Source organism: Nocardia sp. CA-128927 (genome assembly GCF_050955855.1).
In the GTDB taxonomy this organism is placed as follows: Bacteria; Actinomycetota; Actinomycetes; order Mycobacteriales; family Mycobacteriaceae; genus Nocardia.
Map to the genome: position 1 here is coordinate 9,013,133 of NZ_CP192087.1, position 18,354 is coordinate 9,031,486.

General features: G+C 65.6%; 13 protein-coding genes. 12 read left to right on the forward strand and 1 reads right to left on the reverse strand.

Going from position 1 to position 18,354, the window contains the following annotated elements:
* Nucleotides 1–41 precede the first annotated feature (41 nt).
* The 8 genes from ACQPW1_RS41915 to ACQPW1_RS41950 all read left to right on the forward strand — a co-directional run bounded on the left by ACQPW1_RS41915 (nt 42) and on the right by ACQPW1_RS41950 (nt 12,240).
* Nucleotides 42–3,719, forward strand: a complete 3,678-nt coding sequence (locus ACQPW1_RS41915) for an ABC transporter ATP-binding protein (protein WP_433658753.1) — start codon at nt 42–44, stop codon at nt 3,717–3,719.
* Nucleotides 3,720–3,881: 162 nt separating this feature from the next.
* Nucleotides 3,882–7,667 carry a multifunctional oxoglutarate decarboxylase/oxoglutarate dehydrogenase thiamine pyrophosphate-binding subunit/dihydrolipoyllysine-residue succinyltransferase subunit gene (locus tag ACQPW1_RS41920; protein WP_433658755.1) on the forward strand — a complete coding sequence of 1,262 codons (3,786 nt, stop codon included), beginning with the start codon at nt 3,882–3,884 and terminating at the stop codon, nt 7,665–7,667.
* Nucleotides 7,668–7,784: 117 nt separating this feature from the next.
* Complete coding sequence (locus ACQPW1_RS41925) at nt 7,785–8,126, forward strand: WXG100 family type VII secretion target (protein ID WP_433658757.1); 342 nt, start codon at nt 7,785–7,787, stop codon at nt 8,124–8,126.
* Complete coding sequence (locus ACQPW1_RS41930) at nt 8,123–8,422, forward strand: WXG100 family type VII secretion target (RefSeq protein WP_433658759.1); 300 nt, start codon at nt 8,123–8,125, stop codon at nt 8,420–8,422. The genes ACQPW1_RS41925 and ACQPW1_RS41930 overlap by 4 nt, the downstream gene beginning before the upstream one ends.
* A gap of 3 nt (nt 8,423–8,425) precedes the next feature.
* The gene (locus ACQPW1_RS41935; protein ID WP_433658760.1) at nt 8,426–9,913 is read left to right on the forward strand and encodes a hypothetical protein; all 1,488 of its coding nucleotides are present in this window, start codon (nt 8,426–8,428) and stop codon (nt 9,911–9,913) included.
* Nucleotides 9,910–10,584 (forward strand): pentapeptide repeat-containing protein, encoded by a 675-nt coding sequence (locus ACQPW1_RS41940; RefSeq protein ID WP_433658762.1) that lies wholly within the window; start codon nt 9,910–9,912, stop codon nt 10,582–10,584. The genes ACQPW1_RS41935 and ACQPW1_RS41940 overlap by 4 nt, the downstream gene beginning before the upstream one ends.
* Before the next feature lie 102 nt (nt 10,585–10,686).
* Nucleotides 10,687–11,112 carry a contact-dependent growth inhibition system immunity protein gene (locus ACQPW1_RS41945; protein ID WP_433658764.1) on the forward strand — a complete coding sequence of 142 codons (426 nt, stop codon included), beginning with the start codon at nt 10,687–10,689 and terminating at the stop codon, nt 11,110–11,112.
* 441 nt (nt 11,113–11,553) lie between these two features.
* Nucleotides 11,554–12,240: a hypothetical protein gene (locus ACQPW1_RS41950; protein WP_433658766.1), complete on the forward strand. Its 687-nt coding sequence runs from the start codon at nt 11,554–11,556 to the stop codon at nt 12,238–12,240.
* A gap of 106 nt (nt 12,241–12,346) precedes the next feature.
* Here the strand turns inward: ACQPW1_RS41950 and ACQPW1_RS41955 are convergent, their stop codons facing one another.
* The gene (locus ACQPW1_RS41955; RefSeq protein WP_433665489.1) at nt 12,347–12,973 is read right to left on the reverse strand and encodes a TetR/AcrR family transcriptional regulator; all 627 of its coding nucleotides are present in this window, start codon (nt 12,971–12,973) and stop codon (nt 12,347–12,349) included.
* A gap of 74 nt (nt 12,974–13,047) precedes the next feature.
* Between ACQPW1_RS41955 and ACQPW1_RS41960 the strand changes: the two genes are divergently transcribed.
* The 4 genes from ACQPW1_RS41960 to ACQPW1_RS41975 all read left to right on the forward strand — a co-directional run bounded on the left by ACQPW1_RS41960 (nt 13,048) and on the right by ACQPW1_RS41975 (nt 18,244).
* Entirely contained in the window at nt 13,048–14,577 is a 1,530-nt protein-coding gene (locus tag ACQPW1_RS41960; protein WP_433658768.1) for a flavin-containing monooxygenase, read from the forward strand.
* Nucleotides 14,574–15,404 (forward strand): SDR family NAD(P)-dependent oxidoreductase, encoded by an 831-nt coding sequence (locus ACQPW1_RS41965; protein WP_433658770.1) that lies wholly within the window; start codon nt 14,574–14,576, stop codon nt 15,402–15,404. The genes ACQPW1_RS41960 and ACQPW1_RS41965 overlap by 4 nt, the downstream gene beginning before the upstream one ends.
* A 16-nt stretch (nt 15,405–15,420) precedes the next feature.
* Nucleotides 15,421–16,332 (forward strand): alpha/beta hydrolase, encoded by a 912-nt coding sequence (locus tag ACQPW1_RS41970; RefSeq protein WP_433658772.1) that lies wholly within the window; start codon nt 15,421–15,423, stop codon nt 16,330–16,332.
* 118 nt (nt 16,333–16,450) lie between these two features.
* Nucleotides 16,451–18,244 (forward strand): AMP-dependent synthetase/ligase, encoded by a 1,794-nt coding sequence (locus ACQPW1_RS41975; protein WP_433658774.1) that lies wholly within the window; start codon nt 16,451–16,453, stop codon nt 18,242–18,244.
* The last annotated feature ends 110 nt before the right edge of the window (nt 18,245–18,354 follow it).

Below are 18,354 nucleotides of genomic sequence, written 5' to 3' on the forward strand. Positions count from 1 at the left end.
AACAAACGACGTGTCGGTGAGCGTCGTTACGGTTGATAGTTATGGGCGGGGTTGTCGAAACAAGTGCGCACACCGAGTCGCCTGAGCGTGACGCGGGCGGTCCCGGCTGGATTCGTCGACTGTGGGCCGAAAGTCGGTCGCACCGGGGCACGCTGACGGGTCTCGGGGCGGCCGTGCTGGCGGGTGCGGCAGTGGAGATCGCGGGACCGCTGCTGACCAAGCGCGCGGTCGATGCCGCGGGGGTCGGTGAAACCGCGGTGATCGGGGTGGTCGCCGGGTTGCTGCTGTTGCTGGCGCTGGCCAAGTTCGCGGCCGGGTTCGGGCGGCGACTGCTCGCAGGCAAGTTGTCGTTGGACGTGCAGCATTCGCTGCGGGTGGATCTGCTCGGGTCGCTGCAACGGCTGGACGGGGCGGGTCAGGACGCGATCCGGACCGGGCAGGTGGTGTCGCGGTCGATCACCGATCTCCAGTTGGTGCAGGGGCTGCTGGCGATGGTGCCGCTGTCGAGCATGGCGGTGCTGGAGTTCCTGCTCGCCGCGGTGGTGATGCTGTGGTTGTCGCCGCCGCTGGCGATACTCGCGCTGCTGGTCGTGCCCGCGATCGCGGTGGTGGTCTATCGAGTGCGGCCGCGGTTGTACGCAGCCACCTGGTCCGCGCAGCAGCGCGCGGCCGATGTCGCGCAGCACGTCGAGGAGACCGTCACCGGCGTCCGGGTGGTGAAGGGGTTCGGGCAGGAAGCCCGGATGGTGGACGTGCTCGAAAAGCACAGTCGCACCCTCTATTCCGAACGGATGCGCGCGGCCGGAGTGGACGCCAAGTTCGCGCCGACGGTGGGCGCCATTCCGCAGCTCGGCATGGTCGGCGTGATCGTGCTCGGTGGTCTGCTCGCGCTGCACGGAACGATCGGGATCGGCACCTTCGTCGCGTTCGCCGCCTATGTCGCGACGATGACCGGGACGGCGCGGATCATGGCGGGTGCGCTGGTCCTCGCCCAGCTGACCCGCGCCGCGGCCGAACGCGTGTACCAGGTGATCGATACCGCACCGGTGGTCACCGATCCCCCGGAGCCCGCGCAGTTGCCCTCGGGCCCGCTCGGCATCGAAATCGACGCGGTGACTTTCGGATTCGATCCGGAACAACCGGTGCTGCGGGAGCTGGACCTGACCGTGCGGCCCGGCGAGACGGTGGCGATCATCGGGCCAGCGGGCTCCGGGAAGACGACACTCTCGCTACTGCTCCCCCGCTTCTACGCACCCGACGCGGGCAACATTCGGTTGTTCGGCACCGAGGCGCCCGACGACCGGGTCGACCTCGCGGATCTGCGCGCCGCCGATCTCCGCAGTGCCATCGGCGTGGTGTTCGACGACCCGTTCCTGTTCTCCGACACCATCGCGGCCAATATCGCCATCGGCCGTCCGGAGGCCACCGACGGCGAGATCCGGCGGGCCGCGAAATCCGCCGCGGCCGACGACTTCATCGGCGAACTCCCCGACGGCTACGACACGGTTGTCGGCGAGCGCGGACTGACGCTGTCCGGCGGACAACGTCAGCGCATCGCACTGGCCCGAGCGCTACTCGCGCAGCCACGCATTCTCGTGCTCGACGACGCCACCTCCGCGGTGGACGCGATCACCGAGGCCGCGATCTTCGGCACGCTGCCCGATCAGGCCGGGCGCACCACCCTGATCCTGGCGCACCGCGAATCGACCCTCGCGCACGCCGATCGGGTCATCCGACTGCCCGCGCCGCTGGGTGCGCACCTGCCCGGACACCGCGCGGCCGCCGCGATCCCGGCCACCGTCACCAACGGCAGTGCGGGCCGCACCTTCGCCGCGGCAGCCGCAGATCTCACCGAAACCCCTGAGCTGCGCCGGAATATCGCGTTGCTGCCACCCGCCACCGAACAGCCGGGACTGGATGACCAACGGCTGCGACAGCCCGATCCAGAGTTCCGGCTGACCAGACTGTTGCGGCCGGTCCGCGCGCTGGTGCTCGCCGCGATCGTCCTGCTCCTGCTGGACGCGCTGGTCGGTGTGGCCTTCCCGCCGATCGTGCGGTTCGCGATCGATACCGGAGTCGGTCGCGACGACGCCGGTGCGCTGGGTCTGGCCGCCGTGCTCGGTCTGCTGCTGGTCGCCGCAGGCTGGCTGGTCGGCGCGGCGACCACGCTGATCACCGCACGGACCGGCGAACGGGTGCTGTACGGCCTGCGCATCCGCAGCTACGCGCATCTGCAGCGACTCGGGCTCGACTACTACGAGCGCGAACTGTCCGGCCGGATCATGACGCGGATGACGACCGACCTCGACTCGTTGTCCACGTTCCTGCAGACCGGGCTGGCGACCACCTTGATCGGCGCGTTGACCTTCGTCGGAATCGCGATGGCGCTGTTGGTGATCGACGTCTCGCTGGCATTGGTCGTGCTGGCCACGTTGCCGCCGCTGTTCGTAGCGACGGCGCTGTTCCGCCGCTTCGCGTCCACGGCGTACACCGTGTCCAGGGAGAACGTCTCCACGGTGAACGCCGACTTCCAGGAGAACGTCGCCGGACTGCGTGCGGTACAGGCCAATCGGCACGAGCCGGTCGCGGCCCGCCGCTTCGCCGAATACTCCGATCGATACCGGCGCAGCCGGATGCGCGCCCAGGCCTCGATCGCGCTGTACTTCCCGTTCGTCACCGCCTGGTCGGGAGTCTCACTGGCCGCGGTGATCTTCGTCGGCGCACGCGAGGTGGCCGCCGGGACGACGACGGCGGGCACGCTGGTCGCCTTCGTGCTGTATCTGGAATTGCTGTTCGCGCCGGTGCTCGCGCTGTCTCAGGTGTTCGACGGATACCAGCAGGCCCGCGTCGGGCTGCGCCGGATCGGCGAGTTGCTGCGCACCCCATCGGCCATCGCGAGCGATCGAGCCGACGCGGTCCCGATCGAGCAGCGGCTGCGCGGCGAGGTCGTCCTCGACGACGTGCGCTTCCACTACCCCGGTGTCGAGGCGCTCGCACTGGACGATGTCTCGCTGACGATTCCCGCGGGCAGCACCCTCGCCCTCGTCGGCCCCACCGGCGCGGGCAAGTCGACCATCGTGAAGTTGCTGGCCCGCCTCTACGACCTCCCGGCGGACGGCACCGGCTCGATCCTGGTCGACGACACCGACATCCGTGATTACCGTCTCACCGACTACCGCGCCCGCCTCGGCATCGTCCCGCAGGAAGCGCACCTCTTCAGCGGCGACGTCGCCAGCAACATCGCGTTCGGAAAACCCGATGCCACTGACGCCGATATCGCCGAAGCCGCAGCTGCGGTGGGTGCGAGCGACATGATCAGCGCGCTCCCGCACGGCATGCGCCAGCCGGTCGGTGAACGCGGTCGCGGGCTGTCCGCGGGTCAACGGCAGCTGATCGCGCTGGCCCGCGCCGAGCTGGTGCGCCCCGACCTGCTGCTGCTCGACGAGGCCACGGCTACCCTCGACCCGGACGCCGAGGCTTCGGTGCTTGCCGCGAGTCGATCGCTGACGCGTGGCCGGACCACCGTCCTCGTCGCACACCGGCTCGGTACGGCGGCGCGGGCCGATCGGATCGCCGTCGTCGAGCACGGCCGGATCGCGGAAATCGGGACCCACGTCGAGCTACTCGCCGCGGGCGGACCGTATTCCAGACTGTGGTCAGCGGCACGTGAAACCGGGGGAATATTCTCGGTAACGGACAAGTCGTCTTTTATGAGGTGAGGTTTGTCGGGTGGTCAGTCGCTCCGTCGGTTTGCTGCTGGGCCTATCCTCAGATAGGGCGCATCGGCGCGCATCCGCTGATGCGGGCCCTTTCGAGCGACCTGCAAGCAGTCGCTACGGAAATGCCGGGCACGTCACAAACGTCGCAGCGCGAAGAACGAAATGAGGCGAACACCTGCTGTGAGCAGCTCAACTTCCCAGTTCGGACAGAACCAGTGGCTAGTCGATGAGATGTATCAGAAGTTCAAGCAAGATCCATCTTCGGTCGATGAGAGTTGGCACGAGTTCCTCGCCGATTACACGCCCGAAGCCACGGGTGATTCCGGTAACAGCTCGGCCGCCCCGGCCGCGGCCGCTCCCGCGCAGGCGCCTACCCCGGCTCCGGCACCCGCGTCGGTGAACTCGGCCCCCAAGGCGAACTCGGCCCCCAAGGCCGCCGCGCCCGCACCGGCCAAAGCCGCGGCCCCCGCGCAGGCACCGGCCAAGGCCACCGCGCGCACACCGCAAACCACTCCGGCACCCACCTCCAACGCGGCCCCCACCTCCGGTGCACCGAAGACGGAGACCGTGGCCGACGAGGCCAAGGTGCTGCGTGGCGCCGCTGCCGCGGTCGCCAAGAACATGGCCCTGTCGCTGACCATCCCGACCGCGACCAGCGTTCGCGCCATCCCGGCGAAGCTGATGATCGACAACCGGCTGGTCATCAACAACCACCTGGCTCGCACCCGCGGTGGCAAGATCTCGTTCACCCACCTGCTCGGTTTCGCGATCGTGAAGGGCATCAACTCCTTCCCGAACATGAACCGGCACTTCGCCGAGATCGACGGCAAGCCGAACGCGATCAGCCCGGCGCACACCAACCTCGGCCTCGCCATCGACCTGCCCGGCAAGGACGGCAGCCGTTCGCTGGTTGTCGCGGCCATCAAGGGCACCGAGGCGATGACCTTCGGCCAGTTCCACACCGCCTACGAGGATGTTGTTCGGCGGGCCCGCGACGGCAAGCTGACCGCCGACGACTTCGCCGGCGTCACCATCTCGCTGACCAACCCGGGCACCATCGGCACCGTGCACTCGGTGCCCCGCCTGATGCCGGGCCAGGGCGCAATCGTCGGCGCCGGCGCGATGGAGTTCCCCGCCGAGTTCCAGGGCATGAGCGACGAGCGGATCGCCGATATCGGCGTCGGCAAGCTGATCACCCTCACCTCCACCTACGACCACCGCATCATCCAGGGTGCGGAGTCCGGTGACTTCCTGCGCACCATCCACCAGCTGCTGATCTCCGACGAGTTCTACGACGAGATCTTCCACGGCTTGGGCGTGCCGTACGAGCCGGTGCGCTGGCGCAAGGACATTCGCGAACGCGGCGTCGACAAGAGCACCCGCGTGCTCGAGATGATCGCGGCCTACCGCAACCGCGGCCACCTGATGGCGGACACCGATCCGCTGCGGCTGGTCAAGGACAAGTTCCGCAGCCACCCCGACCTCGACGTCACCCAGCACGGCCTGACGCTGTGGGACCTGGACCGCACGTTCAACGTCGGCGGCTTCCACGGCCAGGAGCAGATGAAGCTGCGCGAGGTCCTCTCGGTCCTGCGCGACGCCTACTGCCGGCACGTCGGTGTGGAGTACACCCACATCCTGGAAACCGAGCAGCTGCAGTGGATCCAGGAACGGGTCGAGCAGAAGCACGTCAAACCGACTGTCGCACAGCAGAAGTACATCCTGAACCGGCTGAACGCGGCGGAGGCCTTCGAGACCTTCCTGCAGACCAAGTACGTCGGGCAGAAGCGCTTCTCGCTGGAAGGCGCCGAGGCCGTCATCCCGATGATGGACGCGACCATCGACCAGTGCGCCGAGCACTCGCTCGACGAGGTCATCATCGGCATGCCGCACCGCGGTCGCCTGAACGTGCTCGCCAACATCGTCGGCAAGCCGTACTCGAAGATCTTCACCGAGTTCGAGGGCAACATGAACCCGGCCGGCGCGCACGGCTCCGGCGACGTGAAGTACCACCTCGGTGCGCACGGCACCTACCTGCAGATGTTCGGCGACAACGAGATCGAGGTCTCGCTCACCGCCAACCCCTCGCACCTGGAGGCCGTCGACCCGGTCCTCGAGGGCCTGGTCCGCGCCAAGCAGGACCTGCTGGACAAGGGCGACGGCCCGGAGGGCTACTCCGTCATGCCGCTCATGCTGCACGGTGACGCCGCGTTCGCGGGTCAGGGTGTGGTCGCGGAGACGCTGAACATGTCGGGTCTGCGCGGCTACCGCGTCGGCGGCACCATCCACATCGTGGTGAACAACCAGATCGGCTTCACCACCTCGCCGGAGAACAGCCGCTCCACCGAATACTCCACGGACATCGCGAAGTTCATCGGTGCGCCGATCTTCCACGTGAACGGCGACGACCCGGAAGCCTGCGACTGGGTGGCCCGCCTCGCGGTCGACTTCCGGCAGAAGTTCCGCAAGGACGTCGTGATCGACATGGTCTGCTACCGGCGCCGTGGCCACAACGAGGGCGACGACCCGTCGATGACCCAGCCGTCGATGTACGACGTGATCGACACCAAGCGCTCGGTGCGTAAGGCGTACACCGAGAGCCTGATCGGCCGTGGCGACATCTCGCTGAAAGAGGCCGAGGACGCGCTGCGCGACTACCAGGGTCAGCTGGAGCGGGTCTTCAACGAGGTCCGCGAGCTGGAGAAGTACACGCCGGAGCCGAGCGAGTCCGTCGAGGACGACCAGAAGGTGCCGACCACCGTGCAGACGGCCGTGGACAAGGCTGTGCTGCAACGGATCGGCGACGCCTTCCTGCACGTGCCCGACGGCTTCAACGTGCACCCGCGGGTCAAGCCGGTGCTGGAGAAGCGCCGCGAGATGGCCTACGAGGGCAAGGTCGACTGGGCCTTCGCCGAGCTGATGGCCTTCGGCACGCTGATCGACGAGGGTCGCGCGGTGCGGCTGACCGGTCAGGACTCGCGCCGCGGCACGTTCACCCAGCGGCACTCGGTGATCATCGACCGCAAGACGGCCGAGGAGTACACCCCGCTGCACAACATCGGCAGCACCAACCCCGGTTGGTTCGCGGTGCACGATTCGGCGCTGAGCGAATACGCCGCCGTCGGCTTCGAATACGGCTACTCGCTGGGCAACCCGAACGCACTCGTGCTGTGGGAGGCGCAGTTCGGCGACTTCGTCAACGGCGCGCAGTCCATCATCGACGAGTTCATCTCGTCCGGTGAGGCCAAGTGGGGCCAGCTCTCCGACGTCGTGCTGCTGCTGCCGCACGGCCACGAGGGTCAGGGTCCGGACCACACGTCCGGGCGCATCGAGCGGTTCCTGCAGCTGTGTGCCGAGGGCTCGATGACGGTCGCCGTGCCGTCCACCCCGGCGAACTACTTCCACCTGCTGCGCCGCCACGCGCTGGACGGCATCCGCCGCCCGATGATCGTCTTCACCCCGAAGTCGATGCTGCGCAACAAGGCCGTCGTGTCGGATCTGAAGGACTTCACCGAGAGCAAGTTCCGCTCGGTGTTCGACGAGCCCTCCTACGAGCAGGGCATCGGCGACCGCAGCAAGGTCAAGCGGGTCCTGATGACCAGCGGCAAGCTCTACTACGAGCTGGCCGCCGAAAAGGCCAAGCAGAAGCGCGAAGACGTCGCGATCGTGCGGATCGAGCAGCTCTACCCGCTGCCCACCTACCGCCTGAACGAGTCGCTCGACCGCTACCCCAACGCGACCGACATCGCGTGGGTCCAGGAGGAACCGGCCAACCAGGGCGCCTGGCCCTTCTTCGGCCTCAACCTCCCCGAGGTCCTCCCCGAGCGCCTCGGCAAACTCCGCCGCATCTCCCGCCGCGCCATGTCGGCCCCGTCCTCGGGTTCCAGCAAGGTGCACGCGGTAGAGCAGGCGGAAATCGTCGCCGAAGCGTTCGAGCCGACCAGCTAGTCGCTAGACCGAACCCCAACGCCGGGTCGATTCCGCTCTTGTCTGAGCGGGTTCGACCCGGCGTTCGGCGTTTTCCACGGTCGACACTGGTGAGCGGGGTCAGTAAACTTCGCCACCATGAGCGACGGGGGTACGCCAGCAACACCCGGCCAGCAGGTTTCGGTCGTTCCCGAGCAGGTCCGTGACGTCGGCAAATACGTCTACGAGTTGGCCGAGGCGCTGCGTTCGGCGTTGGATTCCGCCGCGAAAGACGTGGACGGGCTGACCAATGGAAGCTGGACCGGCGACTCGGCGACCGAATTCGCCAACGGCTGGACCGATGTCCGCGATGGCGGCGTCCAGATCATGTCGGCATTAACGAGCATGGCGGAGAAACTCGGCGTCACCGCCGATACGTATCAAGCCCGCGATTCGAACAACGCCGCCGCCCTGCGCACCTCCACCCTGGACCTGCCATGAGCTCAGAATTCTCGGTCGACCTCGAACACCTCGACCAGATCGTGGCCCGGCTTTCCGGGCTCGCCGGATTCGTCGCCGAGCGCCTCGACGAAATCGACGACCGGGTCGCCGCATTACACGGCACCGGCTGGGAAAGTGTTGCCGCGCAGGCGTATGCCGATGCGCACCGCCAATGGGCGACCGGCGCACGGGAATTCGTCGAGGGTGTGCGCGAGATGAGCGATGCGGCGAAGCAGGCGCACGGACGCTACACCCGCGCGATCGAACTCAACAGCAAGATGCTGCAAGGGGGTTGAGCCGTGCGCATCGACTGGCAGACTTACTACGACGCCGCCAAGAAGTGCCACGACCTAGCCGCCGACCTCCGCCGCGCCGACAAGCCGGTGCACGACGCCGTCAAAGGTGAATGCGCGGGCATGGCCGGTGACGCTCCCGGATGTAAAGAGTGGGGCGCGAAATACGACACCGCCGCACGCGACACAATGCAGTCGTGCACCGACCTCGCGGACGCCCTCACCAACTTCGGTTATGTGCTGTACGCGACCGGATACAACTACGGCATCAGCAACAAGAGCAATCCACCACCTGATCGGCCCGATGTCCGCGAGGTATCGAAGTACCAAGTCACCATCCCGACCTCGGTGCGCGACAACGGAATCGGCATCGAACACCACGGCGGTGTGCAGGAACTCTTCGACGCCCTGATCGCCAAAATCCTGGAGCAGTTCGGCAAGCTACCCAACGGCGATATCGCAAAGCTTGCGAAAGCATCGTCCACTTGGACAACCTTCGCCAACCACCAAGCTGTCACCGGCGCGGCAGCCCAAATCACCACCATCATCGGCTTATTCGACAACATCGATGACAAAACGAACCTGCCACCGATACTCGGCCACCTCGAAACCCTGCGCGGCGGTGCAACTCAGGTCGCAGCCGCATCCCAGAACCTTGCTGGCCCGGTCGCGGATTACCACTCCGGCACCGTGGACGTGCGTGGCAACATCGAATCCTCGATCACCCAGGCCGAGTGGGCAATCGGCCTCACCGTGGTCGCCGCCGCAGCAGCCGCATTCTTCACCTTCGGCGGCAGCGCGGCCGCCGGAGCAGGCGGCGTCGGCGTCATAGTCACCAACACCATCAACACAATCCGCACCGTCTACCAGGGCAGCAACCTCCTCAAGGTAGTCGGCCTCAGCGCCGCCGCAGCCGGAGCCTTCGTCGCAATCAAATCCTTCGACAAGGTCCCCGACCTAGGCACCACCCTCACCTCCCTCGCCACCATCATCGCGATGCGGGTGCTGATCGATGATGACAACGCAACTGGGCCGGCGAATTCCGCCAATACTCCTGGTACCAGCGAATACCAGCGTCGAATCGAAGAGTTGGCAAAGGACCCGGCTAAGAGCAGCGCGTCGAACCCGCAGTCGAAACGAGAGGCCGAGGTAGGTCTGCAGGCCGAACACGACGGCTTGATTCCCGGACCGATCACCAGGGCTCAGCTCGGTCCGAATGGCGAGGATCGGGGCGAATTCGTTGATGCCAACAATGAGCGATGGGATGTGAAGAGCTCACCCGATTCTCAGCCAGGATATCGGCCCAGCGCAGGTCAGCCGATCACCAACCCGCAGACCGATGAAGCCTTCACCAAGATGATCGACAAAGATATCGCAACGGGCGAGAAAGTTCTACTCGACCCTGATGGCATGTCACCTGCTCGCCGTGCCCACCTAGAGCAGGTAGTAGCGAATAATCCGAATTGGCAAGGAAAGGTAGTCTGGGGCCGATGACCAAAACATATGGGCGCTCACGTGATTCCGTAATCCGCTGGCCGACCGACCCTGTGGCACGAGAAGCCTTGGAAAGTTACCTTGATAAACTTTCGGCCGAATCCCCCGCGACCCTCACGGTGGACTCACTGCTTCCTGCGGACAGATTGAATATGGCCGGTGCCGACCTCTCTGGGCTGGAGCTTCAAGAGGCATCCTTGAACGAAGCCAACTTGAGCCGGGTGCGGCTCGTAGAAGCCGACCTGTACCAAGCGTGGATGATGTCCGCAGATATCAGCAACGCCGACCTCACCCGTGCCGACTTGAGAAAGGTGCAGGGGCGCGGCTCCAACGCAAGCGATGCCGTGCTGCTCGAGTCACAGCTGCAAGGTGCCGTATTCGAGAGTTCAGATTTTCGGGGAACCGACTTCAGCGGAGCCAACCTGCTGGATGCGAGCTTCCCGGACTCCGACCTCCGTGGCGCCAACTTCAGTAACTGCCGATTCGGTTGGACAGACTTCTCCGATTCGCGACTCGGTGACTGCATCGTGACAGATGCCGTCGGCATGATCCTCGGACCGATCGACGTAGGGACCACAGCAGTACAGATCCTCGGTGGCGCGGACTTGAAAGCATGGTTCGCGGCGCACGGCGCACCGGAAGTCGATGTCTATATTCCGCCGCAGAATTAACTCCGATGCGCGAGGTCATACTCCCTTCGCGAGACCCATTCTGCGTCTGAAACCGAGAAGTCGTGGCGAGAAAAACGGACAGTACGCGCTGGGATGACATCCATGGATGAAATCGGCAATCTGTCGCTGGAGCAGATCGAGGAGACGTCGTGGCCAGACCCTCCAGCCGATGCGACACGACTCATGAGAACTGTGCACGAGTTACGGCGCAAGCCGATTCGAGAGCTGACCCCGGACGACCTCAGAGTCTTGATCCGGCAGCGCGAGGGACTTCGAGCGCTACTGCCTCGCGCGCTCGAACTGCTCGCGCAAGACCCGCTCGCAGAAGGCGACTACTACCCCGGCGACCTGCTCGTTGCGATTCTCGAGATCCCATCCAGCTATCAGCCCGAGAATTCTATTCCGGCCGCGTCGATGACCGAGATACTTCAGAATATCGAACGCATGGGTGACCCGGGTCAGCATTTCGCACCACATGAAGAGATTTGGAAAGCTATACATAACTTCCGTGCCGACAACGACAACTAGCCGCGCGAGTAGGACCTGGAGCTGGGTGGAGGGCTCTGCTGACCTGAACATTATTTACAATTCGGATGACATCAACGACCGAGCAAGGTTGAAGGCGACTTCGGGTCGTCGGGGCGGCGAGTGGCACGAAAGTACTTGCGACTACGCGGACAGACCTGCTGGCCTCGATATGAAACCCTCGCTTCGGCGGTCTGCGCGATGGTTCCCACCAGGTGGAAGCAATCATTTCGCGCCACCGTTATGCCTTGCTCTCGGTTAGCCGATGCCTTGTTGCCCCTAGAAATGGGGGGCCTTTGCTGAATCGAATGTGGCGCTCGCCACATTATTCCGGATTTCAGGGGATCGTCGGATATGAATATCCCTGTCGATCAATATCAACGCTTCGATTCGTCTGGGGGACAAGGCGTTCCATAGCGATCGGGGGCGGGAGAGAAAGCCTAAATGTTCCATAAGACTGTCATGCGCGCAGGCCGCAACATCCTCACGGTCGTGCTGCCCTTCGCGGTAGTGGCAACCCTCGCGAACGCGGGCACCGCGTCCGCGACCGAACTCTCGGACCAGCAGGCTCGATGGGCCGACAGCCTGGTGGCGTCGGGTAACGATCAGGGCGTCGAATACAAGACCACCACGTCTCCGGACCTGAAGTCGGTCTCCACGGTGCTGAACAGTGGCAAGTTCACGTTGACCGCGGATTCGTCGGCGGTGCAGGTGGAATCGGCCACCGGTACGAAGGTCACCGAGTTCCCGATGTCGATGAAGTCGGCCGCGGGCAACACGATCGCGCTGGCCCCGCAGATTTCCCCGGACGGGAAGACCCTGGTCGTCACCCCGCAGGTGACCACAGAAATCGCCGGTGAACTGAAGAACGTCGCCGCCGGTGAACTGAAGCCCATCGCGACCAACCCGGACGCACAGAATCACGACCCGGTGGCCAACGGCCTCGCGGCCGGCGCCATGACGGGCCTCGGCGTCGCCGCCGTCCTGTGCATCCCTGCCATCCTGGTCTTCATCGTCGGCTACTTCGCCTGCATCATCGCCAGCGGCATCAGCTACGTCGTGTTCGCCGCGGTGATCGGCGCAATCCTGGGCGCGGTCGCACCGCAGATCATCCCGCAGGTTCTGCCCTGATAACCAACTGACCGCGCAATTCACCGGTCAGCAAGAGCCCGCCCTCATCGACACGATGAGGGTGGGCTTTTCGTTATCCCGGACAACCTCGACTACGACTCAGACGTCAGTCGCGTAATGCGGCGGCCAGCGCGGGGCTCAGGGCAAGTGCGGGTAGGGATTCCACCAGCAAGTCGATGAGTTGTACACGCGGAATGGGCTTTTCGCTCATCCAGGTGAGGATTGTTTCCTCCACGAAGGCGATCCACCCGCGAAGGGCGAGGGTCAGCCGGGGCAGGTCGGGGTCGTCGGGCGGGATCGGCAGTTCGGTGAGTACGAGTTCGGCGATAGCGCTGCGGGATTCGTTGACGTAGGTGACCATGCCGGGGTTGTAGCTGGAGGGTCCGCGCAGGATGGCGTGGTAGGCGGCGCGGTTGTCTTCGACGTAGTCGACGTAGCGCTCGACCGAGTCGCGGAGCATGTCGAACAGGCCGAGGCTGCGGTCGGGGGCGGTGGCCGTGAGGAACTCGGCACTGACGTGGCGGGCGATCGCCTCGTGGAATTCGCCGACCGAGGCGAAGTAATGGAACAGCAGGCCGCGCGAGATGCCTGCCCCCTTGGCGATGTCGTCGACGGAGATGTCCTGCAGCGCGCGCTCGGCGAGCATCTCGGCCCCGAGGGTGATCAGTTGCAGGCGGCGTTCGTCCGGGCTGAGCCGGACACGCTTGGTCTCTCCCGAACCGGAACGACTGATACTCACACCGACATCCTACTGAACGTGATTCAATACTGTTGACTGCTGCTCAATAAGCATCTACGCTCGCGTATATGAGTCGCAAGGTTACAGACAAAGCTGTCAGCGACCGGCCCGTTCGCCGTGTCAAGACGATCATCATCGGCGGCGGATTCTCGGGGCTCGGCCTAGCCATTCGGCTCAGCCAGCAGGGACGCAACGATTTCCTGGTACTAGAGCGCGGTAGCGATGTCGGCGGCACCTGGCGCGACAACACCTACCCCGGCGCCGCCTGCGACGTCCCCTCGCACCTGTACTCCTACTCCTTCGCGCTCAACCCGGACTGGTCCCGCTCGTTCTCCCGGCAGGGCGAGATCCAGCAGTACATCCAGGGCGTCGCGAAGAAGTACAACGCGCGCGACAACCACATCTTCGACTGCGACGTGACCCGGGTGCGCTGGAACAACGACAGCGCCGAGTGGGAGATCGAGTCGTCCAAGGGCAACTTCGTCGCCGACACGGTGGTCTCCGCGGTCGGCGCGCTCTGCGAGCCCGCGCTGCCGGATATCAAGGGCATCAACGACTTCCAGGGCGAGACCTTCCACTCCGCCCGCTGGAACCACGACGCCGACCTGACCGGTAAGCGCGTCGCCATCATCGGCACCGGCGCCTCCTCCATCCAGATCGTGCCGGAGATCGCGGGCAAGGTCGCGCACCTCGACGTGTACCAGCGCACCGCGCCGTGGCTGCTCCCCCGGATGGACCGCCCGTACACCAAGGCCGAGCGACTCGCCTTCAAGTACGTCCCTGGCTTCCAGCGCCTGTCCCGCTCCGCCATCTACGCGGCGCGCGAGACCCAGGTGGTCGGCCTGGCCAAGTTCCCGGCGCTCATGCAGGCCTTCGAGCTGCTCGCCAAGGCGAAGCTGCGCTACGAGGTCCGCGATCCCGAGCTGCGCGCCAAGGTGACGCCGGACTTCCGGATCGGCTGCAAGCGCATGCTGATCTCGAACAACTACTACCCGGCACTCAGCCGCGACAACGTGGACGTGGTCACCGACGGCATCGCCGAGGTACGCGCGAACTCGATCGTCACCAAGGACGGCACCGAGCGCGAGATCGACGCGCTCATCGTGGCGACCGGCTTCCACGTCACCGATTCCCCGGTCTACAACACCATCTCGGGTCGCGACGGCCGCACGCTCAGTGAGGTTTTCGACGAGATCGGCCAGCAGGGCTACAAGGGCGCGACCATCGCGAACTTCCCCAACATGTTCTTCCTGCTCGGCCCGAACGTCGGCCTCGGCCACACCTCGATGGTGTTCATGATCGAGTCGCAGCTCAACTACATCGCCGACGCGCTGGCCACCATCGACCGGCTCGGCCTGCGCACGGTCGAGGTACGCCGCGACGCGCAGGACGAATTCAACGTCGACCTGCAGAAGAAGCTGAGCAAGAGCGTCTGGATCAACGGCGGCTGTGCCAGCTGGTACCTGGACAAGCACGGCAACAACACCACGCTGTGGCCCGACTTCACCTTCGAGTTCCGTAGGCTGACCCGGAATTTCGACCTGTCCGCCTATGAAACGTCTTCATCCAAAGTTGAGAAAGTAGGGGCTGCCCAGTGAGCAAAGACGCTTACTTCGAGAACAAGGTCTGTGTGATCACTGGAGCCGGCTCCGGCATCGGTCGCGCACTCGCCGAGAACCTGGCCAAGCGCGGCGCGAAGCTCGCGCTGTCCGATATCGACACCGAGGGTCTGGCCGAGACCGTGCGCCGCTGCGAAACGCTCGGCGCCGAGGTCAAATCCGATCGGATCAACGTGGCCGAGCGCGAGGCCGTGCTGCTCTACGCCGACGCGGTGAACGCGCACTTCGGCAAGGTGCACCAGATCTACAACAACGCCGGTATCGCCTACCACGGTGACGTGATCAAGTCCGAGTTCAAGGACATCGAGCGCATCATGGACGTCGACTTCTGGGGCGTGGTGAACGGCACCAAAGCATTCCTGCCCTACATCATCGATTCCGGCGCCGGGCACGTGATCAACGTATCCAGCCTGTTCGGCCTGATCGCGGTGCCCGGCCAAAGTGCCTACAACGCGGCCAAATTCGCGGTGCGCGGGTTCACCGAGTCGCTGCGCCAGGAGATGCTGGTCGGCAAGCACAAGGTCAAGGTCACCTGCGTGCACCCCGGCGGCATCAAGACCGCCGTCGCGCGCAACGCCACCTGGGCCGAGGGTATCGACGGCAAGAAGGCCGCCTCGATGTTCGACGCGAAGCTGGCGATGCACACGCCGGAGATGGCCGCGCAGACCATCACCGAGGGCGTGCGCAAGGGACACGGGCGGGTGCTGATCGGCTGGGAGGCCAAGCTGCTCGACGTGTTCGTCCGCGTCACCGCCTCCGGTTACCAGCGCATCGCCGCCGTCGTGAACCGTCCGTTCCTACCCTGATTCGAGTTCGAAACCCATGCGGGACATCAATCTTCCGTTGCCCGTCGCACGAGCGGTGCTGCGTCCGATCTTCCGCGTCACGCTGAACCAGCGGGCGCCGTGGCGGATGCAACGCCTGTTGCTCGAAGTGGGATCGGCAGCGCAACTGGTGCCGTCGGGCACCACCATCGATCGGATTCGGCTCGGCGGCAGGCCCACCGAACGGATCACCGCCACCTCGACTCCTACCGGCGCGGTGCTCTATCTGCACGGCGGCGGGTACGCGGTCGGCTCACCGGCCACCCACCGGTCGCTGGCCGCGCGGCTGGCCCACGAAACCGGTTCCACCGTCTACGTTCCCGACTATCGGCTTGCGCCGGAGCACCCGTTCCCGGCGGCGCTCGACGACGCCGAGGCGGCGTTCCTGGAGCTGGTGGACACCGGCTACCGCCCGGACCAGATCGCCCTCTCCGGCGATTCGGCGGGCGGCGGTCTGTCGCTGGCCACCGCGCAACGGCTGATCGCGCGGCACGGGCACACCCCGGCCGCGCTCGGCCTGATCGCGCCGTGGACCGATCCGAACGAGATCTCGAAACGCGACAGCGACCTGGTGATCAACCGGCGGTGGTCGCGCGCCTGCGCCGCCGCCTATCTCGGCGGCGGGGATTCGAGTGATCCTGGTTACGCGCCGCTCACCGGCGAATTGGTCGGGCTGCCGCCCACTTATGTTCAGGTCGATGTCGACGAACTGCTGCACGGGCAATGCGGGGATCTGGTTGCCGCGCTGCGTGCGGCGGGCGTGCGAGTCCAGTTCACCGAGAGCAAGGGTTTGTGGCACGTCGCGCAACTGCAAGCCGCGCTGGTCGCCCCGGCCGCCGCGGCGCTGAGCGAACTGGCCGCTTTCCTGCGGGAAGCGATTCAGTCGGCCGATATCCGAGACTTAGGATAGTCAGGAAGCGGGACCGTCCTCGGGTGTTACGCACGGATCCGTTTCTGGTGGTCGACCTCACGGCCCTGACCCAGGTGTCGTAGATTACTGGCGAGTAAACCCACGTGGAAGGGCACTGATGCGAGAGTTCGAAGTCCCGGCTTCCTACACCATTCCGGAAGGCGCGAACAATTCCGACAACGTCTTCCGGCACGCCGAGCAGTCGCCCGACGCGGTGCTGTTCAACGTGCCGAATGGCAGCGGTGGCTGGCGGGACGTGACGGCCGCGGAGTTCGCGAAGACCGTCAGCGGCGTCGCCAAGGGACTGGTCGCCTCGAACATCGCACTCGGCGACCGGGTCGCCATCATGGCCCCGACCCGCTACGAGTGGGCCGTGCTCGACTTCGCCATCTGGGCCGTCGGCGGCTGCACCGTCGCCATCTACGACAGCTCGGCCGCCGAGCAGGCCAAGTGGATCCTGCAGGACTCCGCCACCAAGCTGCTGTTCGTGGACAGCGACAAGCACCGCGCGATCATCGATGAGATCGAGCCGGGGGCGCTGACCGAGCTGAAGGAGACCCTGCAGATCGACAAGGGTGTCGTCGACGAGCTGATCACCCGCGGCGCGGATCTGGACGACCAGGTCGTGCACGACCTGCGCAAGCAGGTCAACGCGGCCTCGCCCGCCACCCTGATCTACACCTCCGGCACCACCGGGCGGCCCAAGGGCGTCATGCTCACGCACGCCAACCTGTACGCCGAGTCCCGGTCGGACCAGATCGCGCTGCAGAAGTTCATCCGGCCCGGCAAGAAGACGCTGATGTTCCTGCCGCTGGCGCACGTGTTCGCGCGCGCGGTCGCGCTGGTCGCGTTCGACGCCAAGGTGACCGTCGCGCACACCTCCGACTGGTCGACCCTGGTCGACCAGTTCGCCAGCTACAAGCCGCACTTCATCCTCTCGGTGCCGCGCGTGTTCGAGAAGGTGTTCAACAGCGCGAAGCAGAAGGCGCACGACGGCGGCAAAGGCAAGATCTTCGACGCGGCCGCGGAGACCGCCATCGCCTGGAGCGAGTCGCTCGACAACGGCGGGCCCGGCCTGGTGCTCAAGTTCAAGCACGCGCTGTTCGACAAGCTGGTCTACAGCAAGCTGCGCACCGCGCTCGGCGGCCAGTGCGACGCCGCGGTTTCCGGCGGTGGCCCGCTCGGCGCGCGCCTGGGCCACTTCTTCCGCGGTGTCGGCGTCACCATCTACGAGGGCTACGGGCTCACCGAGACCACCGCGGCCATCACCGTGAATACGCCCGAGAACATCCGGGTCGGTTCGGTGGGTAAGCCGATCGAGGGCCACGCCGCCAAGATCGCCGAGGACGGCGAGCTGCTGCTGCGCGGGTCGGTCGTGTTCGACGGCTACTGGGGCAACACCGCGGCCAGCGAAGAGGCCTTCCAGGACGGCTGGTTCAAGACCGGCGACCTCGGCGCCATCGATGCGGACGGGTTCATCACCATCACCGGCCGCAAGAAGGAACTCATCGTCACCGCGGGCGGCAAGAACGTGTCCCCCGCGCTGCTCGAGGATTCGCTGCGGGCCAACCCGCTGATCAGCCAGGTGATGGTGGTCGGCGACGGCCAGCCGTTCGTCGCCGCGCTGATCACCTTGGACCCGGAGGCGCTGCCCAGCTGGCAGAAGAATCACAACGTGCCCGAGGACACCCCGATCGAGAAGCTGATCGAGAACCCGGAACTGGTCGCCGAGGTCGAGGCCGCGGTCGCCGAGACCAACAAGAAGGTCTCGCACGCCGAAGGCATCAAGAAGATCCGCATCCTGCCCATCGACTGGACGCAGGAAACCGGTGAACTCACGCCGAAGTTGTCGCTGAAGCGTGCGGTGGTCATGAAGCAGCATGCGGATGATGTAGCCAAGATCTACAGCTGACGTAAACACCAAAGGCGCCGCCTCTCCGCGACTTCAGGCCAGACCAAGTGCCACGATGGTGACGTTGGCGGCTGACGGTAGTCGGCTGGTCGGGTCAGCCGGTCCCCGGC

Bases quoted from the DNA above. Each gene is read 5' to 3' on its own strand.
- ACQPW1_RS41915 (WP_433658753.1), top strand. From the start codon at position 42: ATGGGCGGGGTTGTCGAAACAAGTGCGCACACCGAGTCGCCTGAGCGT.
- ACQPW1_RS41920 (WP_433658755.1), top strand. From the start codon at position 3,882: ATGAGGCGAACACCTGCTGTGAGCAGCTCAACTTCCCAGTTCGGACAG.
- ACQPW1_RS41925 (WP_433658757.1), top strand. From the start codon at position 7,785: ATGAGCGACGGGGGTACGCCAGCAACACCCGGCCAGCAGGTTTCGGTC.
- ACQPW1_RS41930 (WP_433658759.1), top strand. From the start codon at position 8,123: ATGAGCTCAGAATTCTCGGTCGACCTCGAACACCTCGACCAGATCGTG.
- ACQPW1_RS41940 (WP_433658762.1), top strand. From the start codon at position 9,910: ATGACCAAAACATATGGGCGCTCACGTGATTCCGTAATCCGCTGGCCG.
- ACQPW1_RS41945 (WP_433658764.1), top strand. From the start codon at position 10,687: ATGGATGAAATCGGCAATCTGTCGCTGGAGCAGATCGAGGAGACGTCG.
- ACQPW1_RS41950 (WP_433658766.1), top strand. From the start codon at position 11,554: ATGTTCCATAAGACTGTCATGCGCGCAGGCCGCAACATCCTCACGGTC.
- ACQPW1_RS41960 (WP_433658768.1), top strand. From the start codon at position 13,048: ATGAGTCGCAAGGTTACAGACAAAGCTGTCAGCGACCGGCCCGTTCGC.
- ACQPW1_RS41970 (WP_433658772.1), top strand. From the start codon at position 15,421: ATGCGGGACATCAATCTTCCGTTGCCCGTCGCACGAGCGGTGCTGCGT.
- ACQPW1_RS41975 (WP_433658774.1), top strand. From the start codon at position 16,451: ATGCGAGAGTTCGAAGTCCCGGCTTCCTACACCATTCCGGAAGGCGCG.